General features: G+C 67.9%; 23 protein-coding genes and 1 tRNA gene. 9 read left to right on the top strand and 15 right to left on the bottom strand.

What is annotated here, in order from left to right:
• Window positions 1-90 precede the first annotated feature (90 nt).
• Entirely contained in the window at window positions 91-2,043 is a 1,953-nt protein-coding gene (locus GO986_RS07435) for a peptidylprolyl isomerase (protein ID WP_369409227.1), read from the bottom strand.
• A 40-nt stretch (window positions 2,044-2,083) separates the two neighbouring features.
• On the opposite strand from GO986_RS07435, the gene GO986_RS07430 reads away from it, so the two are divergent.
• Both GO986_RS07430 and GO986_RS07425 read left to right on the top strand, forming a co-directional pair.
• Window positions 2,084-2,160: transfer RNA gene (locus tag GO986_RS07430), tRNA-Arg, on the top strand.
• A gap of 189 nt (window positions 2,161-2,349) precedes the next feature.
• Window positions 2,350-3,345, top strand: coding sequence for an SIS domain-containing protein (locus GO986_RS07425; RefSeq protein ID WP_157458641.1), 996 nt, complete (start codon window positions 2,350-2,352; stop codon window positions 3,343-3,345).
• Between the two features lie 79 nt (window positions 3,346-3,424).
• On the opposite strand, the gene GO986_RS07420 is transcribed toward GO986_RS07425, so the two are convergent.
• Window positions 3,425-4,387: a homoserine dehydrogenase gene (locus tag GO986_RS07420; protein WP_157458640.1), complete on the bottom strand. Its 963-nt coding sequence runs from the start codon at window positions 4,385-4,387 to the stop codon at window positions 3,425-3,427.
• Window positions 4,388-4,599: 212 nt separating this feature from the next.
• On the opposite strand from GO986_RS07420, the gene prfA reads away from it, so the two are divergent.
• Together prfA and GO986_RS07410 are read left to right on the top strand one after the other, a co-directional pair.
• Entirely contained in the window at window positions 4,600-5,700 is a 1,101-nt protein-coding gene (gene prfA, locus GO986_RS07415) for a peptide chain release factor 1 (RefSeq protein ID WP_369409231.1), read from the top strand.
• Window positions 5,687-6,181 carry an NUDIX hydrolase gene (locus tag GO986_RS07410; protein ID WP_157458638.1) on the top strand — a complete coding sequence of 165 codons (495 nt, stop codon included), beginning with the start codon at window positions 5,687-5,689 and terminating at the stop codon, window positions 6,179-6,181. Before prfA ends, GO986_RS07410 begins: the two co-directional genes overlap by 14 nt.
• Before the next feature lie 228 nt (window positions 6,182-6,409).
• On the opposite strand, the gene GO986_RS07405 is transcribed toward GO986_RS07410, so the two are convergent.
• The gene (locus GO986_RS07405) at window positions 6,410-6,880 is read right to left on the bottom strand and encodes a transcription elongation factor GreA (protein WP_157458637.1); all 471 of its coding nucleotides are present in this window, start codon (window positions 6,878-6,880) and stop codon (window positions 6,410-6,412) included.
• A gap of 141 nt (window positions 6,881-7,021) precedes the next feature.
• On the opposite strand from GO986_RS07405, the gene GO986_RS07400 reads away from it, so the two are divergent.
• Window positions 7,022-7,360 (top strand): hypothetical protein, encoded by a 339-nt coding sequence (locus GO986_RS07400; RefSeq protein ID WP_157458636.1) that lies wholly within the window; start codon window positions 7,022-7,024, stop codon window positions 7,358-7,360.
• A gap of 202 nt (window positions 7,361-7,562) precedes the next feature.
• Here the strand turns inward: GO986_RS07400 and GO986_RS07395 are convergent, their stop codons facing one another.
• The 3 genes from GO986_RS07395 to GO986_RS07385 form a co-directional block, all read right to left on the bottom strand.
• Window positions 7,563-8,618 carry a phosphohydrolase gene (locus tag GO986_RS07395; protein WP_369409226.1) on the bottom strand — a complete coding sequence of 352 codons (1,056 nt, stop codon included), beginning with the start codon at window positions 8,616-8,618 and terminating at the stop codon, window positions 7,563-7,565.
• The gene (locus GO986_RS07390; RefSeq protein ID WP_157458635.1) at window positions 8,611-9,408 is read right to left on the bottom strand and encodes an enoyl-CoA hydratase/isomerase family protein; all 798 of its coding nucleotides are present in this window, start codon (window positions 9,406-9,408) and stop codon (window positions 8,611-8,613) included. Before GO986_RS07390 ends, GO986_RS07395 begins: the two co-directional genes overlap by 8 nt.
• A gap of 331 nt (window positions 9,409-9,739) precedes the next feature.
• Window positions 9,740-10,459: a phosphorylase family protein gene (locus GO986_RS07385; RefSeq protein ID WP_157458634.1), complete on the bottom strand. Its 720-nt coding sequence runs from the start codon at window positions 10,457-10,459 to the stop codon at window positions 9,740-9,742.
• 358 nt (window positions 10,460-10,817) lie between these two features.
• Between GO986_RS07385 and GO986_RS07380 the strand changes: the two genes are divergently transcribed.
• The 3 genes from GO986_RS07380 to recJ all read left to right on the top strand — a co-directional run bounded on the left by GO986_RS07380 (window position 10,818) and on the right by recJ (window position 14,764).
• Complete coding sequence (locus tag GO986_RS07380; protein ID WP_157458633.1) at window positions 10,818-12,020, top strand: outer membrane protein; 1,203 nt, start codon at window positions 10,818-10,820, stop codon at window positions 12,018-12,020.
• Window positions 12,021-12,290: 270 nt separating this feature from the next.
• Window positions 12,291-12,629 (top strand): hypothetical protein, encoded by a 339-nt coding sequence (locus GO986_RS07375; RefSeq protein WP_157458632.1) that lies wholly within the window; start codon window positions 12,291-12,293, stop codon window positions 12,627-12,629.
• Window positions 12,630-12,697: 68 nt separating this feature from the next.
• Window positions 12,698-14,764 carry a single-stranded-DNA-specific exonuclease RecJ gene (gene recJ, locus GO986_RS07370; protein ID WP_157458683.1) on the top strand — a complete coding sequence of 689 codons (2,067 nt, stop codon included), beginning with the start codon at window positions 12,698-12,700 and terminating at the stop codon, window positions 14,762-14,764.
• Between the two features lie 365 nt (window positions 14,765-15,129).
• On the opposite strand, the gene GO986_RS07365 is transcribed toward recJ, so the two are convergent.
• The 5 genes from GO986_RS07365 to GO986_RS07345 all read right to left on the bottom strand — a co-directional run bounded on the left by GO986_RS07365 (window position 15,130) and on the right by GO986_RS07345 (window position 19,571).
• The gene (locus GO986_RS07365) at window positions 15,130-16,161 is read right to left on the bottom strand and encodes an NAD(P)/FAD-dependent oxidoreductase (RefSeq protein WP_369409225.1); all 1,032 of its coding nucleotides are present in this window, start codon (window positions 16,159-16,161) and stop codon (window positions 15,130-15,132) included.
• 2 nt (window positions 16,162-16,163) lie between these two features.
• Entirely contained in the window at window positions 16,164-16,592 is a 429-nt protein-coding gene (locus tag GO986_RS07360; protein WP_157458630.1) for a CoA-binding protein, read from the bottom strand.
• Entirely contained in the window at window positions 16,589-17,935 is a 1,347-nt protein-coding gene (gene hemL, locus GO986_RS07355; RefSeq protein ID WP_157458629.1) for a glutamate-1-semialdehyde 2,1-aminomutase, read from the bottom strand. The genes GO986_RS07360 and hemL overlap by 4 nt, the downstream gene beginning before the upstream one ends.
• A 336-nt stretch (window positions 17,936-18,271) precedes the next feature.
• Window positions 18,272-18,754 (bottom strand): hypothetical protein, encoded by a 483-nt coding sequence (locus tag GO986_RS07350; protein ID WP_157458628.1) that lies wholly within the window; start codon window positions 18,752-18,754, stop codon window positions 18,272-18,274.
• Window positions 18,755-18,899: 145 nt separating this feature from the next.
• Window positions 18,900-19,571 carry a hypothetical protein gene (locus GO986_RS07345; protein WP_232337506.1) on the bottom strand — a complete coding sequence of 224 codons (672 nt, stop codon included), beginning with the start codon at window positions 19,569-19,571 and terminating at the stop codon, window positions 18,900-18,902.
• Between the two features lie 106 nt (window positions 19,572-19,677).
• On the opposite strand from GO986_RS07345, the gene GO986_RS07340 reads away from it, so the two are divergent.
• Window positions 19,678-21,048: an alpha/beta hydrolase family protein gene (locus GO986_RS07340; RefSeq protein ID WP_157458627.1), complete on the top strand. Its 1,371-nt coding sequence runs from the start codon at window positions 19,678-19,680 to the stop codon at window positions 21,046-21,048.
• 28 nt (window positions 21,049-21,076) lie between these two features.
• Here the strand turns inward: GO986_RS07340 and GO986_RS07335 are convergent, their stop codons facing one another.
• From GO986_RS07335 to GO986_RS07320, 4 genes are read right to left on the bottom strand one after another with little or no spacing between them, the layout of a single operon-like run.
• Window positions 21,077-21,712 carry a thiamine diphosphokinase gene (locus tag GO986_RS07335; RefSeq protein ID WP_369409224.1) on the bottom strand — a complete coding sequence of 212 codons (636 nt, stop codon included), beginning with the start codon at window positions 21,710-21,712 and terminating at the stop codon, window positions 21,077-21,079.
• Entirely contained in the window at window positions 21,709-22,683 is a 975-nt protein-coding gene (locus tag GO986_RS07330; protein ID WP_369409223.1) for an ABC transporter ATP-binding protein, read from the bottom strand. Before GO986_RS07330 ends, GO986_RS07335 begins: the two co-directional genes overlap by 4 nt.
• Window positions 22,680-23,333 (bottom strand): DUF8548 family protein, encoded by a 654-nt coding sequence (locus GO986_RS07325; RefSeq protein ID WP_157458626.1) that lies wholly within the window; start codon window positions 23,331-23,333, stop codon window positions 22,680-22,682. The genes GO986_RS07330 and GO986_RS07325 overlap by 4 nt, the downstream gene beginning before the upstream one ends.
• Before the next feature lie 11 nt (window positions 23,334-23,344).
• Window positions 23,345-24,886, bottom strand: coding sequence for an ABC transporter permease (locus GO986_RS07320; RefSeq protein WP_198170493.1), 1,542 nt, complete (start codon window positions 24,884-24,886; stop codon window positions 23,345-23,347).
• Window positions 24,887-25,112: the final 226 nt, after the last annotated feature.

Below are 25,112 nucleotides of genomic sequence, written 5' to 3'. Positions count from 1 at the left end.
ACCGCGCTTTGTCTAGCCACCAGCCTACGGTCAGAGGGGCGCCACAGAAAACCGCCCCGCACGAGGCAGGGCGGCTGAACAGGTCAGGCTTTAGCGTTCGGCGGGGGTGGCCGGGTCGGTGGTGCCTTCGGCGCCTTCTGTGGCAGGCGTGGCCGGGGTGCCTTCGGTGCCCTCTGCGGGGGCGCCGCCTTCCGCAGGGGTGGTGCCCCCCGTGCTGCCGGTGCCGTTCTCAGCGCCCTCTTCCTTGGCGGGGGTCTTGGGCGTCTGGGCCGCCACGCGCTTCTCCTGGGCGGCCAGCACGGTCTTGAGGTTGTCCTTGGGCTTCAGGGTGGCCACCTGGGCGTCCACGAACTTCTGCCCGGCTTCACTCTTCTTCTGGGCCAGCACCTGGGTTTCAATCTGGCCGCGCACGGCGCTTAGCGGCTGGGTGGTGGCCGGCTTCAGGTCGGCGACGTACAGCACCGAGAAGCGCTCGCCCACCTTCACCACGTCGGTCAGGCTGCCCTCGCCTGCGTCCTTCAGGGTCTTGGCGGTAAAGACGGCGGCGTTCAGTTCCTCGCTGAGGGTGCCGCTGCCGGCCGTCACGCTGCCGCGCTCGCTGACGGTGCCGCCGGCTTTGGTGGCGGCGGCCGTAAAGTTGCCGCCCGCAAAGCTGCCCCGGAAGGCCACAGCCTTGGCCTGGTCCTTAAAGCTGGCTTCATTGACGCTGGCGCTGCCGGGCGTTTCAAACTGCGCCTTGTTCTGAGCGTAGAAGGCGGCAATGTCGGCGTCGCTGGCCTTGACGTTGCGCGAGCCGTAGGCGGCCAGCGCGGCGGCCAGTTCCTGGCGGGTGCCGGTGAGGTTCAGCTTCAGGCGCTCGGCCAGGGCGGGGGCGGCGTAGCTCTGAATGAGCTGCTGCGTTACCTGGGGCTTGAGGATGCCGTTGACCAGCCCGGCGGCCTGTTCGGCGGGCACCTGCTGGAGGAGGCCCGCAAACTGCTGGTTGCTCACGACCTGCCCCACCACTTCCGAGTAGGGGATGTCCTGGCCGCCCACGGTGGCGACGGTGGGATTCTCGACTTTCCAGTTGATGTCCTGGTACTCGACCTTCACGTCTTTTTTCAGGGCCGTGACCCAGGCTTCCAGCGCCGCGTTCTGCTTTTGCTCCTGCACGGCGGTCGTCAGGTCGGTCTTGGCCTCGGCAAAGGGCTTCGGCGCGGGGGGCAGGTACTTCTCAACCTTGACGATGTAGAACTTGCCGCCGCTCTCCACGACATCGGTCAGGCCGCCCGTCGTCAGGGCGAAGGCCGCCGCGCCCACTTCGCTGGGCAGGGCCACCTGGGCCACGGGGCGGGGCACGCCGTTTTCAACAGGCCCGAGGGCGCCGCCCCGGTCCTTAAATTCAGTGCTGTTTGCGCCCGCCAGTTCGGCAAAGTCCGCGCCGCCCTTCAGTTGGGTCAGCAGGGCAGCGGCCTTGGCCTTGTCAGCCACCACAATCTGACGGCCCTGAATGCGGGCGTCGGTCTGAAAGCGCTCGGGGTTCAGGTCGTAGTAGGCGCGCAGCTCGGCGTCGGTGGGCGCAGGCACGGCCTTTTTCAGTTCCTCGACCTTGCGCTCAATGGCAATCTGCTGGCGCACCTGCTCGCGGTAGGTGGCGTCGGTCAGGCCCGCACCTTGCAGGGCGTCGGTCCACTTCTTGTTGTCGGTCAGGTCGTTTTGCTCACGGACTTCTGTGACCTTGGTGTTCACGTCACCCCGGCTGACCTTGATGTCCTTCACCGCACCCGTGACCAGGGCCTGCTCGATTTTCTGGGCCACGATGTACGTCTTGAAGTCGTCGCCCAGCACGCCAGTGTCGGTGCTGCTCAGAATGGGGTTGCTGCGCCGCACGTTTTCCAGCTCTTCGACGGTCACGCGGGTGCCGTTGACGGTCAGGGCGGGGGTGCCCGTCTCTTTGCGGGCAAACAGGTCGCCCAGGTTGGGCGTGAACTGATAGGCCATGCCCACGATCAGCAGCAGGGCCAAAACGCCCATAAAGACGTTCACGACTTTCTTCTTGTTCACTTGAACTCCTTCATACGAAGTGCTAGGTTACCGGAGCTTTGCGCTCGTAGCTCAGGTGGATAGAGCGTTGGCCTCCGGAGCCAAAGGTCACTGGTTCGAGTCCAGTCGAGCGCGCCACAGTCTTCAGCACCCTGCCCCTCACGCGGCGGGGTGTTTCTGCTTTGGCCCAGCTGGGGATGTCAGGACACACGCGCCGGATTCTAGCACGCAAGGTTAAGTGGAGGTGAAGGCACTGAAGGCCGTCTGGCGGCGGGTTTTTCGGCGCCGCGCGGTGCGCCTGGGGCCAGGGCAAGTTACCCTGTGGCCATGAGTCCTCACCTGCTGACCCTGCTTGAAGCCCTGCCCGGTTCATATGCCGGCCCCGACCGCGCCGAGGCTGGGCCATACGGCGTGGTGGGCGTGGGCGAAGGCACCCTGGCCGCTCACCTGCTTCAGAGCCTGGTGCCGGCCAGCCTGGTGCGCAGCGGCACCCAGTTTGTGCTGGGCAGCCCGGATGCAGGCGCGCTGGCCACCGATTACGCCGACCTGGCCACCGTGGCGGGCGCGGGCGTGCGCCGCGTGGCGACCGGTGGCACCCCCGAAGAAATTGACGTGCTGGTGCCGGGCGGTCCCCTGAGCACCTATCATTTTGCCCAAGCCGTGGCCCACGCCAGCGGCCACGGCGACGACGCCCGCGCCGCTGACGCCCTGCTGCTGGGCCTGGCCGCCCGCTGCGCCCCCCACGTCACTGAGAACAACCCAGCGCGCGACCTGGCCTGGAGCCTGTGGGGCCGCACGCCCCTGCTGCTGGCCGCCGCTGACGCCGACGCTCTGCCGCACGCCTGGCAGCAGCTGCTGGCGCGCACCGGCAAGACGCTGGCCGTGCCGCTGGTGGGTGACCCCTTGCCGCTGGTGACGTCGGCTTTCGAGGCCCAGCACGAGAAGGGCGACGCCAAGGTGGCCCTCATCCTGGGCGACGCCGACGACACCCTGCTGCTGGCGCGCGAGGTGCTGGAGTCGCGCATTGACGAGATCATTCATGTGCCGGCCCCGGACGGCGCCCAGGGCTACCCGGCGGCGCTGGCCCTGTGGTATTTCGGCGTGTGGGTGGCCGCCTACCTGGCCGAGCGTTACGGCACCGACGCCGCCGACGTGTCGGTGCTGGCCCGCGCCCAGGGCGTCATGAGCGGCGATGACCGTGAGCAGGCCCGCCTCTCGGCCCCGCGCGACGACCTGCGCCGCACCCGCACCGAAGACGACTGGCCTGAAGAGGAGTCAGGCACCGACCACGAGGCGTACGACGAGGACGAAGCGGAGGAGTAAGTGGGCAGTGGGGGACTGGGCGGTTGCCTCAGCCTCCGCTCTCTTTTTCCACTTCCTACTGCCCACTCCCCACTGCCCCTCAGTGCAGCGGAACGTGCCCCGGAAACCCAATCACCCAGTCCAGCAGGTCGCCCACCATCGCGCTGGCGGTCACCATGCCGCCCGCGCCGCCGCCCGCGAAAATCAGGGTGCCGCATTCCTCGCCCTCATAGACCATCGCGTTGCGGCTGGCGCCGGCATTACACAACGGATGCGTGTCGGGCAGACTCTGGGGCGAGACGCGGCCCCGCCACTCGCCGTTCACCCGGTCCAGCTCGGCGACCAGCTTGATGCGTTCGCCGCGCGCGCGAGCGGCCTGCACGTCGGCCAGCGTCACGCCCTCAATGCCCTGCACCTCTACACTGCTGTACTTGAAGTTGCCGTCGGCACAGAAGCGGGCCAGGACCGTCAGTTTGTGGGCGGTGTCAAAGCCGCCCACGTCCAGGGTCGGCGGGTCCTCAGCGTAGCCCAGCGCCTGCGCCTCGGCCAGCGCCGCCTCGTAGGACTTGCCGCCCTCCATCTGGGTCAGGATGTACAGGCAGGTGCCGTTCAGCACGGCCTGAAGCCGCGTAAAGGTGCTGGCGCGCAGCACGGTGCTCATGGGGCCAATGACCGGGGTGCCGGCCATCACGGACGCCTCGTAGTACAGTTTGCCGTCCAGGGCGTAGTCGCGCAGTTCTTCCCAGCATTCGGCCAGCAGCGCCTTGTTGGCGGTAATCACCGCGCGCCCGGAGCGCAGGGAGGGCCGCAGCAGGGCCAGAGGCCGCTCGATGCCGCCCATCGCTTCAATGACCACGCCGCATTCCTGCAAAAAGTTGGGATCGGTGGTCAGGGGGATGCCGGCCGGAATCCTCCGGGCTTTCTCGGCGTCGCGCACCAGCACGCCCGCCACTTCAATCTTCACGCCCAGGTCGGCAAAGATACCCGAGCGGCGCTCGATCAGGTTCAGCACGTCCTGGCCCACGGTCCCGCAGCCCAGCAGGCCGACTGTCACGGTTCTCATGCGCCCGACTGTAGCGCCGCCCTGGCCAGGCACTTCTGGGGCGGGTTAGGCGAGCGCCCAGGGCAACCGGAACGGGGGCTGGGCAAATGTAAGGAAAAAGCCCGCCCTGCCTGTCAGCCCAGCCTGCAGGGCGGGCGCTAGACTGCGTTCATGTTTCCTGTGACCACCCCCATTCTCCGCTGTCCGCCGTGGGGCGGGCAGTCCCCCGGCGCGTGAGCGCGCGCCTGACGGCCCTCGCTTCGGAATTTGGTCTGGTCGAGCGGGCGCTGGGGGACCCGGCCGCGCTGGCCGACCCCCGCGAGTACGCCCGCCTGACCCGCCGCCACCGCGAGCTGCTGCCCCTGATCACCGTGCTGCGCGAGCGAGACAGCGTGGACCGCGATCTGGCCGGCGCCCGTGAACTGCTGACCGACCCCGATATGCGGGAGCTGGCCGCTGGCGAGGTACAGACCCTTGGCGCCCGCTTGACCGAGCTGGACGCTGAACTGGTGGTGCTGCTGCTGCCGACCGACCCGGACGACCCTAAAGACGTGATTCTGGAACTGCGGGCCGGGGCCGGCGGCGCCGAAGCCGGGCTGTTTGTCATGGACCTGCTGCGGCTGTACACCCGCTACGCCGAAGGCCTGGGCCTGCGCCTGAACGTGCTGGACGCCAACGAGAGCGACCTGGGCGGGGCCAGCAAGGTGGTGGCCGAGGTTACGGGCGACGGGGCTTACCGCGCCTTCAAATGGGAGCGCGGCGTCCACCGGGTGCAGCGTGTGCCCGCCACCGAAAGCCAGGGCCGCATTCACACCAGTACGGTGACTGTCGCCGTGCTGCCCGAAGCCGAGCAGGGTGAGGTGCAGCTGGACCTGTCCGAGGTGAGGATTGACGTGTTCCGCTCGCAGGGCGCGGGCGGGCAGGGCGTCAATACCACCGACTCGGCTGTGCGCGCTGTCTACCGCGCCGGCACCCCGGATGAAATCATGGTGGTCTGTCAGGATGGCCGCTCACAGATTAAAAACCGCGAGAAGGCTCTGCAGGTGCTCGCCGCTCGCCTGGCTGAGCGGGAGCGCGCTGCCCGTGAAGCGCAGGAACGCTCGGATCGCGCCGCCCAGGTGGGCACGGGCGACCGCAGCGAGAAAATTCGCACCTACAACTACCCGCAAAACCGCGTGACTGACCACCGCCTCGAAGGCGAGGACAAGAACCACCCCCTGGACAGCGTGATGACCGGCGTGCTGGCCCCGGTGGTGGGGGCGCTGGCGCGTGCCCAGCGCGAACAGCAGTTGCTGGAGATGGCCGGGGGAGACGAGCAGCATGGGGCGGCGTGACCTGCTGGTGGCTGCCGGCATTCTGCGCGACCGCTTTGGGCGCGTGCTATTGGTCGGCAATGACTGGCAGGGGCACGGCCGCGTGCGCCACACGCTGCCCGGCGGCGTTGTCGAGCCGGGCGAGACCCTGCCCGAGGCTCTGTACCGCGAGATCTACGAGGAAACGGGCCTGAAGCTGACCGGCATCAAGCACATGGCCTACACCGTCCATATCGAGGATGAGCGCCGGGGCGAGCGCGCCATTGCGGTCGCCTTTGAGGCCACCTGGGACGGCCTGCTCAACCCCGCCGACCCCGACGGTTTTATCGTGGAGGCGCGCTTTTGCACCCCCGACGAGGCCCTGGAAAAAATCGAGGCCCCGCCCATGCGCGAGCCGCTGAGTGACTACCTGAAAACGGGCGAACCCGGCCGCTTCTATGCCTTCAAGGGCTGGGACGGCCGGGGCGGACTACGGATTCCAGCCCTTAAGCCCAGAACCTGAGAGGACTTCCTCTGAATGACGGCACAGCCAAGCAGGGCACTGCCTGCGCCTCCAGATCGCGCCATTTGTACATTCTCTTTCTCGTTCCGATTGGCGTGAATTAAGCAGAACGCTTGATTTAATCGAAGTCGTTCAGAACAGGACCGCGCCCCGGAGGTTTAATGGCTCCGGGGCGCGGTGCTGAAAGGAGACAGGGCGCAGCGCGCCGTCTGTTCCCTCAATCCTGCTTTACACGTAATCCACGCTGAGAATCTCGAACTCGGCGGTGCCTTTGGGCAGCTGCACCGTGACCTTCTCGCCGGCCCGTTTTCCGCTCAGGGCCTTGCCGATGGGGCTGGCGTCGCTGATTTTGCCCTTGAGCACGTCCACCTCGTAGGTGCCCACCAGCTCAAACTGGTGTTCCTTGCCCTTGGCGTCCTTAACGCGCACCTTCGCGCCCAGCCCGGCGCCGCCCGAAGCGTCTTCCTCGACAATCATGGAGCGCTCGACCTGGCTTTCCAGCTCGGCAATGCGGGCCTCATTTTCGCTCTGTTGCATGCGGGCTTCGTCGTAGGCCGCACTTTCGCGCAGGTCGCCGTCGGCGATGGCGCGCCCCATGTTCTCGGAGATTTCCTCGCGCTTGGTGGTTTTCAGGAAGTGCAGGGTTTCCAGCAATTTGTCATACCCGCGCTGGGTCATGGTGATGCGTTCTCTGGTCATAGACAGTCAAGTATAGGCGGAGGCCGGCAAAGAAGAGGCGACATCCTGGGCTGGAGGTCAGGCGCATCTGCCCACACTTGGTAAAGGCTGTCCTCAGCGCCGCCCCACCCAGGGCGCGAGGGCGGCGCGTAGGCTCGGCGCATGACCCGAGATGACCATATTGACCGCGACCAAGGCTTCGCCCCCGAAGGCGAGGTGCGCGACGACGGCACCACTGGCGAGCTGGTCAACGACAAGATGGCCGCCGAGAGCATCCTGCGCGCCGACACGATGGCGGAAAGCGCCAACCCCAACGACCAGCCTGGCTTTAACGATGGTCGCCTGGGCGGCAGCGACTTTGAAGACCGCCAGGGCACGCCCAACAACGACGGCGACAGCGACCTGGAAGGCCGCGCCGAGGGCGGCGAAGGTACCCACCGCAGCGGCGGCATTGACGGCGGCCCCGAACGGGCGACGCCGCTGCCCGGCACCGACAAGTAAAACGGACTCCGATTCAATCCTTTGCAACAACGGTTGAATCCGAGCAGAGCAACTTGTCAAGCTGTAGAGCAGAGCGGGTTCCGGGCATGGAGTTTGCAAACCCGTTCTGGTTTGTCAACGGAACAGACGGGATCCGTCTAAAGAGGTAAATGAAATGAAGGAGGCCAGCACCTTTCACGGGCTGGCCTCCTTGTGCATTTGCCTACCGGCTGTCGTTGCCGATACCCAGATTTTCCACCACGGCTTTTTGCACCTGCTTTTGCGTGTCCATCACCTCGACGGCCACGCGCTCGCCGCTTTCCAGGTCCATCACGAAGTGGTCGCCGTCGAGGCGCACCTTGGACAGAATCTGCTCGTCACCTTCTTCTCGGGTGGTGGCGCGCAGTTCCACGAAGCGGCGCATGGGCGTGCGGATGACCTTGGGCGCCAGAATCTCCTCGACCTGAAAGATGCCGCCCGAGTTGTTCATGGTGACGTTAATCAGCACCGGCTTGTCCCGGCCCTTTTCAATCACCACCTGGTCCACCGCCAGCGCACTGATGGAGTGGATGTCCACACTGCCCAGCGAGAACGCCTTGCGCCCGCGCCCTTTGGTGATGTCGGTGCCGTCGGCCACCGCCGTGATGCCGCCCTCCAGCGTCAGCGGCGCTGGGTTAAGGTCGTGGCAGTTGATGGCGCCCAGGATGAAGGACCGCACCTTCGTGCGTTTAAAGGGGTCGGGGTACAGCGGCCCCATGATGCGGTCCAGAATCGGCAGGGCCAGCGCGACGCCGTGGCCCTCGTGCCCGACACGGTGAATCTGGTTGCCGATGTCGTGCAGCATGGTGCCCAGGATGACGGCCAGAAACACGTCCTCGGCGCCCCCCACCCCGCTTTCCATGATGTCAGTCTTGACCCCGGCTTCGAGCAGCAGCTCGGTAATCGCCATGCTGGCCGCGCCGGTGATAAAGGCGTGGACGCGCCCGTGGTCGTTGTAGCCCAGCTTGCGCATGGTGATGTAATTCGCCATGTCCCAGTGGGCCAGCGCCTCCGGATCGGCGCGCAGGGCCTCGTAGGCGGCCAGGGCGCGCGGGTACTCGGCCAGGTCGGTGCGGATGGCCTGGTTGGCTTCCTCGATCAGCTTGGCGCGTGGGGTGGTGAACTCGACCACGCGGGCCGGGGGCGTACCCTCGCGCCCCGCCACGTCGCTGACCTTGCCGCCCTCGACATTCAGGCGGAACTTCTGCTCGCCTGTTCCGGCGCCGCCGTCCTCACTCACCCTGGAACTCCGCGCGGCGCTTGTTCAGGAAGGCGTCCACCCCCTCGCGGAAGTCCTTGGTGGCAACGGTCATGCCAAACAGGTCGGCCTCGATTTCCAGCCCGCCTTCCAGCGTGGTGTCCAGCCCCCGGCGCACGGCTTCCTTGATCAGCGACAGGGCGATAGGCGCGTGCTTCACCATGGCTTCTGCGACCTCGCGCGCCTTCTGCAGGGCGTCGTCGGCCACGTAATTGACCAGACCCATCGCCAGGGCTTCATCGGCTTTGATCTGGCGCGCCGTCAGCATCAGGTCCAGCGCGCGCCCAGCGCCCACCAAGCGGGCCAGGCGCTGGGTGCCGCCAAAGCCCGGAATCAGGCCCAGTGACACCTCGGGCATACCCAGGCGGGCGCCCGTGGACGCCACACGCACGTCGCAGGCCAGCGCCAGTTCCAGGCCGCCGCCCAGCGCAAAGCCGTTGATGGCGGCCACGACGGGAATAGGCAGGCTGCTGATCTGGTGCATCACGTCCTGGCCAGCCAGCGACAGCTCGCGGCCGTCATACACGCCGTCCAGGCTGGCGAGTTCACTGATATCGGCGCCCGCCACGAACGCCTTGTCACCGCTGCCCGTAATGATCAGGGCGCCGACCTCGGCGTCTTCCACGATCAGGTTGACCGCCTGTGCGATCTCCGAGAAGGTATCGGCGCTCAGGGCGTTCAGGGCCTTTGGGCGGGTAATGGTCAGCACGGCGAGAGGGCCGTGCTGGTCAATTTGCACGTTGTTGAACTCGAATTCGTCCAGTTGCGTCATGGCGTCCATCCTGCCACACGGGGCCGCGCGGCGGCGTGACCAGGGCGGCGCGGAGCCCTGGGCGAGCGTGGGACCGGGCACAGGACAGGCGGCCCTTCGCACCGACTCTGGTTAAATCGTTTGCCAAGACGATTCAGTCCGAATGGGGAAGGAGAGAAACAGGTTCCAGGCGTGAAATTGCCACCTCCGTATCCTCCCGCTGTGGCAACGCAGCAGACGCAAGCCGTCTCAGCCCCACGAGCCCACAAAAAAAGATGACCGCGCCGCAGCGGTCACCTCCACCTTCAAATGGGTTGCCCAGAGCAAACAGTTCGCTTCTTGAATCCTGGCCTCAGTCTTTGGCGGCCAGCGTCCCAATCGCGTCCAGGGCCACGCGCACCATGCGGTCCACGCCAGCGGCCAGCACGTCGTCGGGGACCAGCTGAGGGTCGCCAATATCGTTGCTGCAGGCGGTCAGGCAGGCGGCGCGCAGGCCCCGCTGGGCCGCCACTAGAAAAATGGCGCTAGCTTCCATCTCGAAGCCCAGCACGCCCCGGCCAGCCCACAGGCGCGCGTGTTCAGGGGTGCTGGCGTAAAAGGCGTCCTCGGTCATGATGAGGCCCACGTGGTGCGGCGCGCCGTGCGCGCGGGCGGCCTGGACCGACGCCTCAACGACCTCAAAGCTGGCGGCTGGGGCGTAAGGGGCGCCGCCCAGCAGCTGCCGCGTGGTGCCGTCGTTGGGCACAGCGGCGGTGGCAATCACCAGGTCGCCGGGGGCCACGCTGGGGGTCGCGCCGCCCAGGGTGCCCACCCGAATCAGGGTTTTGGCGCCCAGCCGCGCCAGTTCTTCGGCCACGATGGCCGCGCTGGGACAGCCCATGCCAGTGGTCTGCACACTGACGGGCACGCCCTGGTAAGTGCCTGTAAAGCCCAGCAGTTGCCGGTGGGAGGTGTATTCCCGCGCATCTTCAAGGTAGGTCTGGGCGATATGGCGGGCACGGTTAGGGTCGCCGGGCAGCAGCACATAAGGAGCGACATCGCCGCGAACAGCACGAACATGAATCTGGCTCATGCGGTGAGTATAGGCAGGGCCGGTGGCCGCTTTTCCAACCGTCATCGGTGCGAGAAGGGCCTCAAGCGCGACCGTCTTTACTCATGAGGGCCAAGCGTGATGATCCTGACAGGTTTCTCACCTCCCAGGCTTAAAAGCTCCGCAGAGGCTTGAAAGACCCTCTCATTGAGGCAGCACCTCTTTTCATCTTGTTCCCATTTCACACCTTTAAGTCAGGCTCTTCTCATCTGTCAGTGGGTCAGCAGCGTCTACGCCTCCTGAAATTCACAAAGACCTCACTCCCGCTCCCTACGGTGGGCAAAGGAGGACAGGTCACGTTCCGCTGACCTGCCTTTTTTGAACCGAAGGAGAACCTCACATGCGTAAACCACTGTTCCTTGCGTCCACCCTGGCTCTGAGCCTCGGCGTTGCCAGCGCCCAGACCACCACCACGACCACCACTGCGGCCCCTGCCCAGGTGACCCTGAGCGACGTGCCCGCTGGTCACTGGGCCAAGGACGCCGTTGACCGCATTGTTCAGTGTGGACTGATTCAAGGGTTCCCCGACGGCACCTACCGTGGCAACGAAAACCTGACCCGTTACCAGGCCGCGCTGATTTTCTACCGCGCTCTGCAGGCCGGCGCCCTGGCTAACTGCGGCTTTACCGCCGGCGACATGACGGCCATCGGCAACGGGATGCAGGAAGTCAGCACTGAGCTGGCCGCCATTGCCACTCGCGTCACCGACCTGGAGCGCCTCAGCGCCGAGCAGCAGGCCCGCATTGACGCCCTGGAAGCCCGCATTGCTGACGTGAGCGCGCCCGGCGCAGCATCAGCGGACGTGACGGCGCTGCAGGCCCGCATTGACGCGCTGGAAGCGGCCATTCGTAACATCCCCGCTGGTCCTGCTGGCCCCGCCGGCCCTGCGGGTCCCGCTGGTCCTGCCGGCCCTGCGGGTACGCAAGGCCCCGCCGGCACCAGCGCGAGCGGCACCGTGACCACGACCCCGCCCGTCACCACCCCGCCTACCGTTGTGATTGGCGACCCCGTTCCTACCACCCCCGAAGCCACGCGGGGCCTGTACGCCGGCGTCGCGGTTGGGGCCAAAGCGGCCGGGACTGGTTCGCAGTGCCTGTCGCTGGGTGGCAACGCCGCCACCCGCACGAACGTCAACTACTGCCTGAACGGCACGGCTATCGTGGGCTCGAGCAACGTCATCGGTGCGATTGGCGCCCGCGCGGCTGTGGAATACCAGCCCGGTTACAACGGCGTCAGCGCCGATGTAAACGCCACCTACGATATCGGCTCTGGTAACCTGACCCCCTACGTGGGCGCCGGTCTGGGTCTGACGAGCAGCCAGGCCCGCACCACGGGTGGCGTGAGCACCACCACCAACGCCACCGACGTGTACGCCAACGTCCTGCTGGGTGCCGACTACCGCGTGACCGACAGCATCTCGGTGTTTGTGGAAGGCAACGGCCGCTACTACCTGAGCAACAAGGGCGCCGGCACGGGCCTGACCAGCACCGCCAGCAATGGCTTCACCGGCGGCGTGAAGGCTGGCCTGAAGTTCTACTTCTAAGAGCCGCACACTTAAAGGAGCCCTCCGTCATGGAGGGCTTTTTGCTTTGCCTCAGCGGTAGGTTGAGCAGCTGTTGAAGAACACCTGGGCAGCAGCTCCTTTCTTATGGCGGCCACCTCGGGTCAGAAGATCGGCGGGCGCTCTGACAGCGTTGTCCAACATCGTTTTTCTACCTCTGTACACGTTGCCCCGGTCGCTGCTCACCTGGGTTTTCTGCTATACGCGGGACCAGCCCGGCCTCTACACACCCAGACGGGCTACACTGGGGGGATGCGCCTTGTTTCCTTTCTTCAGGTGCTGTTTCTGCTGGGGCTGCTGGCTTACCTGGCGCTGGTGACTCTGGAAAACCCTGGCCTGGTGCGCCTGCCTCTGCCGCTGGGCAGCGGTGAACTGACTGTGTCGGTGGGGGCCGGGGTGGCCGTATTTGCCCTGCTGGGGGCCGTGTTTTCTGCGCTCCTGTGTTTGCCGGGCGTCTGGCGCGAACGGGCACGCCGGGGGCGTGAGGCCCGGCTGCGCCGTTCGGCCGAGGACCGCCTGACCGCCACCTTGCAGGCGCGCCTGGGCGGCATGGGCGCGGCCCCCGACCCCCGCGAAGAGGTGGGCCTGTGAAGGTCACCCCGCCCGCCCCTGAGTGGACACTTGCCCCCCCCGCCAGCCGCGCCGAGCTGCTGCGGGTCATGCGCGAGTGGCGTGTGGCGCCGCCACTGGCCCAGGCGCTGAGCGGGCGCGGCGTGACGGCGGCGCTGCTGGACCCTCCCCTGACCCTGACCCCCAACCCGGCGCTGCACGAAGCGGCGCGGCGCATCGCAGCGGCCATGCAGCGCGGCCAGCGCATCCGCATTCACGGCGATTACGATGCCGACGGGGTGAGCGCCACGGCGCTGCTGGTGCTGGGGCTGCGCGACCTGGGGGGCACGGTTCACGGCTTTATTCCCCACCGCCTGAAAGAAGGCTACGGCCTGCACCCCGACAAGGTCGAGGAGCACGCCGCCGCCTGCGACCTGCTGGTCACGGTGGACTGCGGCGTGACCAACCACGCCGAGGTGCGCGCCCTGCTGGACCGGGACACCGACGTCATCGTCACGGACCACCACGCACCCGGCGACCAGTTTCCCGAGGCCCTGGTGGTTCATCCGCAGCTGACCACGGCTTACGACCACAGCCTGCACAACCTGACGGGCGCGGGGGTGGCCTACCACCTGCTCTGGGCGGTCCGTGACCACCTGGGCCTGGACGAGCCGCGCGCCCTGAGCGCCCTGGCTACCCTGGGGACCGTGGCCGACGTGGCCCCGCTGGTGGGCGAGAACCGGGCCCTGGTGCGGGCCGGATTGGAGGCGCTGGGGCAGACCACCCTGCCTGGCCTGCGGGCGCTGTTGGAGACCGGGCGGGTGCGGGCCCCCAGCGCGCGGGACGTGGCGTTTGTCCTGGCGCCGCGCATCAATGCCGCTGGGCGGCTGGGAGAAGCTGATATTGCGCTGGACCTGCTGACCACCGCCAGCCCCCATGAAGCCCGCCGCCTGGCTGAGTATCTGGAAATCCGCAACGGCGAGCGGCGCAAGCTGCAAGACGAGATGTTTGGGCAGGCGCTGGCGCTGGCCGACCCACGTGACCCGGCGCTGGTGGTCACGCACCCCGACTGGCACGCAGGCGTGATGGGTATTGTGGCCAGCAAACTGCTTGACACCTACCACAAGCCGGTCTACATCATCGCGCAGGGCAAGGGATCGGTGCGCAGCACGCCGGGCATCAGTGCGGTGGGTGGGCTGCGCCACAGCCACGACCTCCTGAAGCGGTATGGGGGGCATCCCGGCGCCGCCGGCTTTGCTATAGAAGAGACTCAGCTGGACGCCTTCCGTGACCGCATTCATGACTATGTCCGCCAGTTTCCGGCGCCACAGGCACGGGTCCGGCTGGACGCGCCGCTGCCGGGTCTGGGGGCCACCCTGGACCTGCTGGAGCAAACCGCCGCCTTCGAGCCGTTCGGAGAAGGCCACGCCCTGCCCCTGTGGCACTTGCGCGACGTGCTGACCGAGACCCGGCTGGTGGGCAAGCGCGGCGACAGCCTGCAGTTCAAGGTGGCCGGGCTGCGGGGCGTGAAGTTTGGCGAAACGGACGCCGAGGGCGGCGAACGGGATCTGGCCGCCCACCTGACGGGCAGCGAGTGGCGCGGCCAGCACCGCCTGGAGGTGCAGGGTCAGGCGCTGCGGCGCCCCGCCCCGGTGGCGCTGGACGCCCCAGCGCCCGAAACCTCCACCCCCCGCCTGGACCCACGCGCCGCCCTGGCCCACCTGCGTTCGGGGGCCAGCGCCTACGCCCAGGGGGCTGTCGCCGACTACCTGCGCGACAACGTGCCGGGCCTGACGCTGGCGGCGGCAGGCGAGGCCCATCCCGGCGGCGAGCTAATTCTGTACGCCCTGCCCGCCGAGGACGACCTGCGCCGCTGGCTGCTGGGGGGCCGCGTGGCCTTTGCCTTTGGCCCCAGGACGCTGGCCGACCTGGAAGGCAGCCTGACCCGGCACCACCTGTCGGCGCCGCCCAGCAACCCCCTCCAAGAACTGGGGGCTGATGACCTGAACTCACCGTACACTTCGCGCCTGGAAACGGCGGCCGACGCCTACCGCCGCTGGCAATGGGCCCACCACTGGCGCACCCTGGACGACGCCGGATGGTCGGCCAGCGTCCTGGCCATGCTGGGTGTGGCGCCGCTGCAGCCCAGTTCCGAGCCTGAACTGGCTATGAGCTAAGCACAAGAGAGGAGGGCGCTGACTTGGCGCCCTCTTCCTGTGGTCGCTGATGAGTGCTACAGCTACTTCATTGTCGAATCCCCTAGATGGCACAACCCGTCCTGTTGAGTTCACTCAACGTCTAGGGCTTGAACTGGGCGCTTGAACTCTGGTCACAGCGGCTGGCGGGGGCGCCTTGCGGTTAGGGTCGCCCCGCAATTTCACTTTCGCCGCTGTATCTTGCCGACATTCCCGGCGTTCCCCAGAGTGGTTGAGGATGACGACCCCAGCTGCTCTAAGTTCCGGCTTTATATTTCGCTGCCCTCCAGTGTTCTGTCCAACCCAGTTGACTCGGACGGTGTTCGTCCCCACGCCAGACCAAAGCCTTACCAGCTGGACCCGGCCGGCGCCTGAAGCCAGCGCGCCAGTGCCCACCCACTCAGCAGCGCGGCCTCAACGCGCGGGCCATGCTCGTCGGGGGTGAACCAGTCGCCGCACCACCCCAGGGCCAGTTCAGCGTCCCAGTGGCAGGGGCCGGGCGCCCGCCGGGTCGGGGTGGCGTAGCGCCAGCGGTGGGTAAAGGTCGCCTGAACTTCCAGGTCTTCGCCCATGATCTCGGTGGCAGCGGCGTGAAGAACCGGCAGCACGTCCTCGGGAGTGGCCTCCAGATGGGCAGCGCTCCAGTCGGCATTCGCCTGCACCAGCAGCGCCGGCGGATGACCGGAGGGCCGCTTGGTGTGTTCCAGGGCCACCCAGTCCAGCGTGGGGTGACGCGCCTGGGTGGCCCGGTGCGGCCAGGCCGGGGCCCGCGTCAGCACCAGGCCAGCGGCCCAGCACGGCGCGAACCTCACCTGCGCCGCTGTCCGGCAGGCGCCCTCAGAAGCGGTGCCCTCCAGGGGGACATCGTTTAGCAGAGCCAGGAGTTGAGGCGCCGGCAGGTTCAGCACCAGGCGCGCCCCTTCCCAGCTGTGCCCGTCGCGGGCATGGACCCGCCAGCCTCCTGCCCGTCTCTCCAGGCTGGTGATTTCGGCGGTGCTGTGGACTTCCAGCCCGCGCGCCAGCGTGTGGCCCAGGGTGCTCAGGCCTGCGGGCGGGGCATACCGGGGGTGGCCGTCCTCGGCAGGGTCAAGCTGTCCGTCGGCCCACTGGGCCACGCGGCGCGTCCAGACGGCGTTCCAGCCGCTCTGCACGCCGCTTTCGGCCAGGGTGCGGGTGCGCTCGTGGCGGGCGGTGAAAAAGCGGGCTCCGTGGTCAAGCCGGGCGACCTCTCCGCCCGGCAGCGTGACGCGGCGGGTGGCCGCCCGGCCTGAGACGCCCCGGCTCTTGTCCAGCAGCCGGACATGCAGGCCGGCCGCCTCGGCGTCGCGCGCGCAGGCCAGCCCGGCCAGCCCCGCCCCCACCACCAGAAGATCGGCCACGCTTAGAGCAGCGCCCGGTGGTCGGCCAGCAGGCAGCGGTCCTGCACCACATCAATCCCGCGCGCCGTCAGGGCCTGGGCTGTGGCATCGTCGCGGATGCCCAGTTGCAGCCACACCACCTTCGGCAGCGGCGTCATGGCCAGGATGTCGTCCAGATGCTCATGCACCTTGTCGCTGCGGCGAAAGACATCCACGATGTCTACGGGCACGTCCAACTCGGCCAGGGTGGCCACCGCCTTGTGGCCGAAGTAGCTTTGACCCCGCCCAGCCAGCGCCGGATTGACTGGAATGACCGTGTAGCCCTGGCGGTGCATGTATTCGGGAACGTAGTAGGCCGGGCGCATGGAGTCGTGGTGAAACCCGACCACCGCGATGACCTTGTGGTCGGTCAGCACCTGCCGAATCTGGGGGACAGAGGTTCGCAGGGTCATGCGCTGGCCCCCAGGCTGGCGTAGGCCGCCTGCGCGGCTTCCAGGGTCAGGCCCAGTTCCTCGTCGCCGTGCGCGGCACTGACAAAGATGCTCTCAAACTGGCTGGGCGCCCAGTACACGCCGCGCGCCAGCAGGCCCTGGAACCAGTGGGCGAAGGCGGCGGTGTCGCTGCGCGCCGCGTCGGTGTAGGTCCGAATGGACCCGTCCGGCACCCCCTGATGAAAGGCCGTGAGCATGCTGCCCACGTGGTTGATGCTGATCGCCACGCCCGCCTCCTGCGCCGCCGCCCGCAGGCCCCCTGCCAGCGCCGCCGTGTAGGCGTCCAGCCGGGCATACAGCCCAGGATCGGCTTCCAGCGTTTTCAGGGTCGCCAGTCCGGCGGCCATCGCCAGAGGATTGCCGCTGAGGGTCCCGGCCTGATACACCGGCCCCTGCGGCGAAACGAAATCCATCACCTCGGCCCGGCCGCCGTAAGCGCCCACCGGCAGGCCGCCGCCGATAATCTTGCCCCAGCAGGTGAGGTCGGGTTCCAGGCCCAGCAGGCCGGTGGCGCCGCGCAGCGACAGGCGAAAGCCCGTCATCACCTCGTCGGCAATCAGCAGCGCGCCCCGGTCCTTCACGCGGTGCAGCGCGGCCAGGAAGTCAGGGGTGGGAATCAGCACCCCGGCGTTGCCCACCACCGGCTCAAAAATGACAGCGGCAATCTCGTCACCGCGCGCGGCCATCAGGGCGTCCAGGGCCGCCGGGTCGTTGTATTCGCTGACCAGGGTCAGGCGGGCGTAGTCCTCGGGCACGCCCGCGCTGCTGGGGGCCGCCGCGCCCAGGGTGTCGGCGTTCGTCAGCAGGCCGCTGCCCGCCTCGACCAGCAGGCCGTCGGCATGGCCGTGGTAGTTGCCCCGGAATTTCACGGTGTACTTGCGGCCGGTAAAGCCGCGTGCCAGGCGCAGGGCGCTCATGGTGGCCTCGGTGCCAGAGCTGACAAAGCGCACCCGCTCGGCGCCGGTCAGGCGCGTGACCAGTTCGGCCAGCAGCACCTCGCGCTCGCTGGGGGCGCCGTAACTGGTGCCCAGGGGCAGGGCCTCGGCCACCGCTTCGCGCACCGCCGGGTGGTTGTGCCCCAGAATCATCGGCCCCCACGACCCGATGTAATCGAGGTAGCGCGTGCCGTCGGCGTCGGTCAGGTAGGCGCCGTCGGCCTTGGCGATAAAGCGCGGGGTGCCGCCCACGCTGCGAAAGGCCCGCACCGGGCTGTTCACCCCGCCGGGTGTGACGGCCCGCGCCCGCGCAAACAGCGCCTCAGAGCGCGTGGTGGCCGCAGGCGCCGCCAGAAGGTCAGTGGTCATGCCGCTCACCTTAGCGGAAGCGGCAACCCGTCAGGCGCAAGGTGGGCAACAGTTGGCCCCGGCCCTGTGCGTTAGCTCTGCTGATGCTCAGGCCACCCCAGGGGCCCATCGAAAGCGTCCCAGTGTGTCCCCGCCTGACCCCGTCTGCTCCTTTGCCTTCATCTGCGGAGCCGACCGGGTGGCCTTGCTGGCCCACAGAGGCGCCGGAATTCGCCTTATATGGATTCCGTCTGTTCCGTTGATACATCAGAACAGAACTGGCTCGCAACCTCCACGCCCGGAACCCGCCCTGCTCGGATCAAATCGTTTTGGCAAACGATTGAATCGGCGTCCGTATTACTTCTTCTTGACCGTCAGCGAGTCGCAGATGGCGATGGCTTCGGTCATGGGTGCCAGCGTGTCGGCGCTGGCCTCGCAGAAGACAAAGCGGCCAGGGACCCCTTTGGCCGCCACCGACATCCCCAGGTGGTAGCGCTCCGAGAAACTGGAGTTGCCCTGCGTGTCCAGCACCAGCAGCTGCCGGGTGGAGGTCTTCACGCTGCGCAGCACCTTGCGCGGGGCCGCGACGTCGTAGGTGACGAGGGTGCTGGCCACGCGGAATTTCATGGTCACGTCGCGGTCGTCGTCTTCAAGCCGTTTGAAAAAGGTATCGGCCTCGTAGGTGCCTGGCGCCTTACCAGTGATGACGTACTTCTCGCTGCCCGAAGCGTTTTCGGCGTCCATCGAGAATGATTTGAGGGTTGCGGCGGCCAGCACGCCGCCTCCCAGCGCGGCCCCCAGCAGTGCGGCGGCCCTCAGCGAGCGGTGAAATCGGGTCATGTGTGCCTCCTCGGAACAGCAGAAAGGAACGGGGCGGGGGCCAGCGCCGCAGCAGCTGGGCCTCTGGTCATCATAGGCCCAGAGAAGCCGGTACAGAAAATCCCCCTGGCACACCAGCACCAGGGGGAAGAGAGAGCGGATTGACCTACAGCCCCAGCAGTCCCGCGGCGGCCGTGGCGGTCAGTTCGCGGCGGAAGGGCTCCACCAGCGCCCGCTCCTGGGCGGTGCCCGACTGCACCGTGCTGTTCAGGTCAGGCACCTGCCCGCTTTGCAGGGCCTGGGCTGCCTGGGCAAAGTCCACATTGGGAAGGCCCAGCGCGCGGCTGACTCCGGCGCGCACCTGGGCGTAGCGCTCGGCGCTCATGCCCTCGCTGCTCAGCGCCGCCGCCTGGGCCTGGCGCGCGGTCCCCACGCTGCTGCCCACCTCACGCAGCACGCCCAGCATCTGCAAGACGTTGGGATTCTGGCCGTTCTGCACATCGGTCCAGACTGTCTGCACGCCGGTAAACGACGACCCCAGGGCGTCGCGCACCTTGCGGCGCACCCGCACGAACTGCTGCACGTCCTGGCGCGTCAGGGCAGCGTTCGCGGTGCCGGTGGAGGTGGCGCTCCCTGGGGGCTGTGCCTGACCGGACGGCGGCTGCGTTTGGGTCTGCGCCGGCCCCTGCCAGCCGGCCAGAAACGACCGGGCCGGCTGAATCACAAAAAACCACGCCAGGCCGCCCAACAGGGCCACCACCAGCAGGGCGCTGCCGCCGCAGCCCAGACACCCGCAGCCCAGTCCTCGTCCACGCCCGCCCATCCCAACCTGTCTCATGCCTGCACTGTACGAGGCTGGGCGGGGGGAGGTTCCGGGCGCTATCATCGCGGCGTTCCAATCTTTAAACCCAGTTCAATTCGTCCTCAGCCCCGGAGGTTTCTTCATGCGCGTCTCTGCCGCTCTGCTCTCGGCCCTGGCCCTGAGTGCCTGCACCCGCACCCAGCCCGCGCCCCTGCCCACCGAAACGCGCCTGCACGACAGCCGCACCTTTACGGCCATTGTGCCTGCGCTGAGCGCCCAGCCCGGCGCCGACCTGTATCAGGGCAAGCTGCCAGGCCTGCACGGCGAGGCCAGTTACGCCCTTGAGGTCCCGGCCAACTGGAACGGCCAGCTGGTGATGTACGCCCACGGCTATGCGGGCGAAGGCAAAGACTTGCGTGTGCAGGCGCCGCCCCTGCGCGCCCTGTGGCTGAGCCAGGGGTACGCCTGGGCCGCCAGTTCGTACAGCGCCAACTCCTACGACGTGCAGGCGGGGGTAGAAGACACCAATGCGCTGGCAAACGCCTTCGTGTCCCTGACGGGCGGCAAGTACGCCGCGCCGAAAAAGACCCTAATTGTGGGCGTCAGCATGGGCGGGCACGTGGCCGGCGCCGCCGTGGAGAAGGAAACGCAGGCCACGGCAAAGAACAAGACGGCTTACGCCGCCGCCCTGCCCCTGTGCGGCGTGATGGACGAGGAGTACGAGTTTCAGTGGCTGGGTGACTATCCGCTGGTGGCCGCGCAACTGGCCGGCCTGGGGCCCAAGACCTTTCCCCAGGGCCAGGACACCTACCGGGTGCTGCTGCCCGATATTCTGGCCACCACTTTCAGCAGCGTGGGCGGCGCGCTGTGGCAGGAAAACGCCACGCAAGGCGCCAAACTGCGCGAGATTGCCCGCAACCTGACCGGCGGGGCGCGGCCGGTCTTTGACTTGGGCTTCCGCACCGCCCAGTGGCAGCAGGCGGTCCTGAGCACGGGCGGCGCTGACGGCACTGTGACGGGTATCCTGCCGCGCAACCTTTACGGCAACGCGGGCACCACCTACCGCTGGACACCGGGCGCAGTCCCCACCGAGGCCGAGAAGACATTTAACGCCGGTATCCTGCGCGTGACGCCCGCCGCCGACCCCAACCCGGCCCGCCCCGGCACCGTGCGCTTCCTGCCGCGTGTGAACGGCGACATCAGCGTGCCGGTACTGACTGTGCACACCACGGGCGACTTTTACGTGCCGTTCAAGCACCAGCAGCTCTACCGCGCCGTAGTGAACGCGGCGGGCAACGGCGAACGGCTGGTGCAGCGGGCCGTGCGCGCCGCCGGCCACTGCGAATTTACGCCAGCCGAACTGGTCGAAGCCTTTACCGACCTGGTGAAGTGGGAAGCGGGCGGGGCCAAACCCGCCGGCGACGACGTGACCACCCCCAGCGTGGTCGCCGAGGCGGCGTATGGCTGCCGGTTTACGCGCGGCACGCGGGCCGGGGTGGAGGCGTGTCCCTAAGCTGAGCAGGGAGAAAAGAGGAGCGGCCCTAGCGCGGCTCCTCTGCTGTGTCGGGAAGGAGAGTCAGCAGGGCGAGGCCCGCGCCCAGTTCGGCAGTGACCCGCTCCTCCTGGACCTCATTACTGACGGTCCAGCCGCTGCCCAGGGGGACATCGGCGCCCGTCAGGGGCCAGCGCACGCCGCGTAGGGTCAGGGCGCGCAGCTCCGTCAGGGCCAGCACGCTCAGGGTGGCGCCGGGGGGCAGGGCCAGCGACAGGGGAGAGCTAGGCAGGAGCGGCCAGCCCCATTCATCGCCGCTGGTCAGGGTGACGCGCAGGCCCTCGCCCGTCAGGCGCACGGCGCCCAGGGCCAGGGCCAGGGCGTGGTCAAAGCGGCCCCCAAAGGCGCCCAGAATGACCAATTCGGTGGCGCCGCGGCTGCGGGCGGCCTGTACGGCCAGTTCGGCGTCGGTGGCGTTCTTGGCGGTGGGATGAACTTCTCGCGGCGCACTGATGTGCACCCCTCCCGAAGAATCGAAGTCGCCCACCCAGGTGTCCACTGTGACCCCCAGCAGGACCGCGTGGCGCGCGCCGCCATCCGCCGCAATCACGAGGTCTGGGCGCGGCAGCGTGCCCAGCAGAGGCGTAGGGATGAGGCGGCCCCCCACCAGAATCCAGGCAATCACGCGCCCTCCCGGTCGTCGGGCAGCAGGCGCACCTGCGCGTCGTCCACCGTCAGGCGCAATCTGCCGCCCTCCAGCAGGGTTGCCTCACGCGGACTGAGGGTCAGGTGCAGCGGGCCAAGGGGGTGGGTCACGGTGACCGGCGTGCCGCCCTCGCCGGCTGGGGCGGCCACCGCTGGCCACGCCTCGCCTGCTCCCAGGTGCAGGGCCGTTTCAGGGATATGGCGCACCTGGCCAGGCCCAGCGGGCAGCAGGTTGGCTTCGCCCATAAAGGCAGCGACCCAGGCGGTGGCCGGGGCCGTGAACACCGCCTCGGCCGGGCCTGTCTGGATCAGCTGCCCGGCCCGCATCACCGCTACGCGGCTGGCCAGCGCACGCGCCTCGCGCTGGTCGTGGGTGACCAGCAGCACGCCGGCCCCCACCCGCGCAAACAGCGCCCGCAGGCTGGCCCGCAGTTCGGCGCGCAGGCGCTCGTCAAGGTTGGACATCGGTTCGTCCAGCAGCAGCAGGGGCGCGTCGGTGGCCAGAGCGCGGGCCAGTGCCGCCCGCTGCGCCTGCCCGCCGGACAGCTGGGCGGGGCGGCGGGCCTCCAGCCCCGTCAATTCGACCAGCGCCAGAGCTTCCTGGGCGCGGCGCTGGGCCTGGGCGCGCGGAGCGCCGCGAACGCGGGGGCCATATGCCACATTGTCCAGCACGCTCAGGTGCGGAAAGAGGGCGTAATCCTGAAACACCAGGCCCACCCGGCGGGCTTCGGGGGGGAGCGCGGTCATGTCCTGGCCGCCAATCTGCACGGCGCCGCTGTCAGGCTGGTCTAGTCCAGCGACCAGCCGCAGCACTGTGCTCTTGCCGCAGCCCGACGGCCCCAGCAGCGCCACTGTTTCGCCTGACTGAACGGTCAGGGTCACGTCCTGCACGGCTTGGACGGGGCCAAAGGCTTTGTGCAGGCCGCTGAGGGTCAGGGCGGGGGCGGTCACAATTGAGATCTTCCTCTCTGACTTTCATAGCGCCACAGGGCGTTATCCAGGCGGGCAGGGGTGGTGTTCATCTCGGCGGCGATAGCCCGAATGGCAGTCACAAGCTCAGTCTTCTGTGCTGTGGGCTCCAGTCGTCTAAACAGTCGGGTGAGCAGGCTATCCACCTTGACATGCTGCTCGCGGCCCATGAGCCACGTCAGGTAATGGGCCAGCGTTGGGCCAATCCCCTTAACCTTGCATACGAGGTCAATCAGCACCAGTTGCTCCGCCTTTTCATCGGTCAAGGCTTCAAAGTCTGCTCGCGTGGACACGCGCCTTTCGCTGAGGAACACGGCCACATCCCGTGCCACTTCAACCTTTGGCCGCCTGGCCAGCTTCTGCCGGTTCAAAACTTCGGCGGCGTAGCGTTCTGGGCCCAGGTCGTCCACATCGGTCACAAACTCCTGAAAAGTCAGTGCTGGCGTATCCGGCAGACGTTCATTCAGCCGGTTCAACATGGGGATTACCACGGCATCAAATCTGGCCTGAGCGCTGAACACACAGTTCACTACCGAATGAACGCCACTGGGATGCAGTTGGAAGCACTTGTCAATGGCAATGCCCTCAGCCTGAATAAAGGTGCGTAGCCGTTCAGTCAGCGGGTCACTCATGCCTGAGTCTCTCATGTCACCTCGCCTTCGCCGCCGTCCAGCAGGGTAAAGGCCAGCCCGGCCAGCACCAGCAGCAGGGTCGCCAGCGCACACGCCTCGCCCAGATTCCGCTCGCCGGGGCGGCCCAGGCGGTCATACAGGCCGGTGCTGAGGGTGGCCCATTCGGGGCGGGTCAGCACCAGGGTCGCGCCAAATTCACCCAGCACCGTGGCCAGGGCCAGCGCGCCGCCGCCGCGCAGGGCCGGAAAGGCCAGCGGCCAAGTGACCGTGCGGAAGGCAGCCCCAGCGCCCGCACCCAACGACCGCGCCGCTTCGTGCAGCCGGGGCGGAATAGCGCGCAGGGCCGGCAGCACCGAGCGCACCACCAGCGGCCAGGCCAGCAGGGTATAGGCCGCGATCAGCAGCGGCAGGCTGGCGGCCAGCGCCGGGTAGGCCAGCAGGTAGCCCACCGCCAGACTGACCGGCGAGACCATCAGCGGCAGCAGCGAGACGAGGTCAAGCACCCGTGACCGCGCCTGCCACGCCCCCAGCGCGTACAGCCCCCCCAGCACTGTGGCCCCGGTCAGAGCCATCAGGCCAAACCGCACCGTGTTCCAGGCCAGCAGTGGGGTGGTGTCGTCGGCCAGCACGCCCTGCCAGTAGGACAGGGTGGGGCCGCCTGTGCCCAGCAGACCGCGCGCCACCACGGCCAGCAGCGGCGCAAAACAGATCAGGCCCGTCAGGCCTCCCAGACCCAGCAGGGCCAGCCGGGCGGCGCCGCGTGCGGGGGGCCGGGCCGCCGCCGGCACGCCCACGCCGCCGCGCGTCAGGCGCACGTAGGTCCAGGTGGCCAGCAGCGTCAAGCCCAGCTGCCCCACAATCAGCGCGCTGGCTTCGGGCAGCCGCAGTTGCAGGGCGGTCAGGGTGTAAATCTCGACCTCCAGCGTGGCGTAGCGTTCGCCCCCCAGTGCCAGAGGCAGGCCGAAACTCAGGGCGGAATACAGAAAGACCAGCACGGCCCCGGCCAGCACCCCCGGCAGGGCCAGCGGCAGGGCAATGTCCCACGCCGCACGCCTTGCGCTGGCGCCCAGGCTGCGCGCCGCCCCCAGCAGGCCGGCCGGCACCCGCGCAAAGCTGGCGTAGCTCAGGCGCACCATCACCGGCAGATTGAAAAAGAGATTGCCCAGCACCAGCAGCAGGGGCGTGTCGCTGAGGTCCAGGCCGGTCAGGCGCGTGACCCAACCTTGCGGCCCCAGCAGTGCCGAGAGCCCCAGCACGGCGACCAGCGTGGGCGTGACGAAAGGCAGCAGCAGCAGGCGCAGAAAAGTCTGCTGGCCACGCAGCTGAAAGCGGGCCAGCAAAAAAGCCAGCGGCACGCCCAGCAGCAGGGCCAGACCAGCCGTGACGGCCGCCTGGGCCAGCGTCCACAGCAGGCGGCCCTGGAAATAGGGGTCGGCCCAGACGGCCAGGGTCACGCCGCCTTCGAGCAGGGTTCGGGCGAGGGGCAGGGCCAGGCAGAGGGTGACGAACAGCAGGCCCGGCAGGGTGAGCAGAAAGGAAGTGAGACGGGTCATAGGCAGCCAGTTGCTCTGTGCGTGTGCCCCACTCCCCAGCCCCCAAAGGGAGACGACTTCGCCGCGCAGGCCGCCCTGCGCGTTGCCGCTGGTGTGACTGATGCGCCTGGAACCTGATGACAGGGCGAGCAGCGCTGCGCTCGGCAAGAGTGGCTACTGAAGTTGGTGGGTCTGCTCAACTCGGTCATGTGTCTGGCCTCGTCTGGCCCTGGGCAGAAACGGGGCA

The sequence above is a fragment of the Deinococcus arboris genome (assembly GCF_009755355.1).
GTDB classification, from domain to species: domain Bacteria; phylum Deinococcota; class Deinococci; order Deinococcales; family Deinococcaceae; genus Deinococcus; species Deinococcus betulae.
This window is presented reverse-complemented; position numbering and strand designations above follow the sequence as displayed.

Bases quoted from the DNA above. Each gene is read 5' to 3' on its own strand.
- GO986_RS07425 (WP_157458641.1), top strand. From the start codon at position 2,350: ATGAGTCCTCACCTGCTGACCCTGCTTGAAGCCCTGCCCGGTTCATAT.
- GO986_RS07420 (WP_157458640.1), bottom strand. From the start codon at position 4,387: ATGAGAACCGTGACAGTCGGCCTGCTGGGCTGCGGGACCGTGGGCCAG.
- GO986_RS07410 (WP_157458638.1), top strand. From the start codon at position 5,687: ATGGGGCGGCGTGACCTGCTGGTGGCTGCCGGCATTCTGCGCGACCGC.
- GO986_RS07405 (WP_157458637.1), bottom strand. From the start codon at position 6,880: ATGACCAGAGAACGCATCACCATGACCCAGCGCGGGTATGACAAATTG.
- GO986_RS07400 (WP_157458636.1), top strand. From the start codon at position 7,022: ATGACCCGAGATGACCATATTGACCGCGACCAAGGCTTCGCCCCCGAA.
- GO986_RS07390 (WP_157458635.1), bottom strand. From the start codon at position 9,408: ATGACGCAACTGGACGAATTCGAGTTCAACAACGTGCAAATTGACCAG.
- GO986_RS07385 (WP_157458634.1), bottom strand. From the start codon at position 10,459: ATGAGCCAGATTCATGTTCGTGCTGTTCGCGGCGATGTCGCTCCTTAT.
- GO986_RS07380 (WP_157458633.1), top strand. From the start codon at position 10,818: ATGCGTAAACCACTGTTCCTTGCGTCCACCCTGGCTCTGAGCCTCGGC.
- GO986_RS07375 (WP_157458632.1), top strand. From the start codon at position 12,291: ATGCGCCTTGTTTCCTTTCTTCAGGTGCTGTTTCTGCTGGGGCTGCTG.
- recJ (WP_157458683.1), top strand. From the start codon at position 12,698: ATGCGCGAGTGGCGTGTGGCGCCGCCACTGGCCCAGGCGCTGAGCGGG.
- GO986_RS07360 (WP_157458630.1), bottom strand. From the start codon at position 16,592: ATGACCCTGCGAACCTCTGTCCCCCAGATTCGGCAGGTGCTGACCGAC.
- hemL (WP_157458629.1), bottom strand. From the start codon at position 17,935: ATGACCACTGACCTTCTGGCGGCGCCTGCGGCCACCACGCGCTCTGAG.
- GO986_RS07350 (WP_157458628.1), bottom strand. From the start codon at position 18,754: ATGACCCGATTTCACCGCTCGCTGAGGGCCGCCGCACTGCTGGGGGCC.
- GO986_RS07345 (WP_232337506.1), bottom strand. From the start codon at position 19,571: ATGAGACAGGTTGGGATGGGCGGGCGTGGACGAGGACTGGGCTGCGGG.
- GO986_RS07340 (WP_157458627.1), top strand. From the start codon at position 19,678: ATGCGCGTCTCTGCCGCTCTGCTCTCGGCCCTGGCCCTGAGTGCCTGC.
- GO986_RS07325 (WP_157458626.1), bottom strand. From the start codon at position 23,333: ATGAGTGACCCGCTGACTGAACGGCTACGCACCTTTATTCAGGCTGAG.
- GO986_RS07320 (WP_198170493.1), bottom strand. From the start codon at position 24,886: ATGACCCGTCTCACTTCCTTTCTGCTCACCCTGCCGGGCCTGCTGTTC.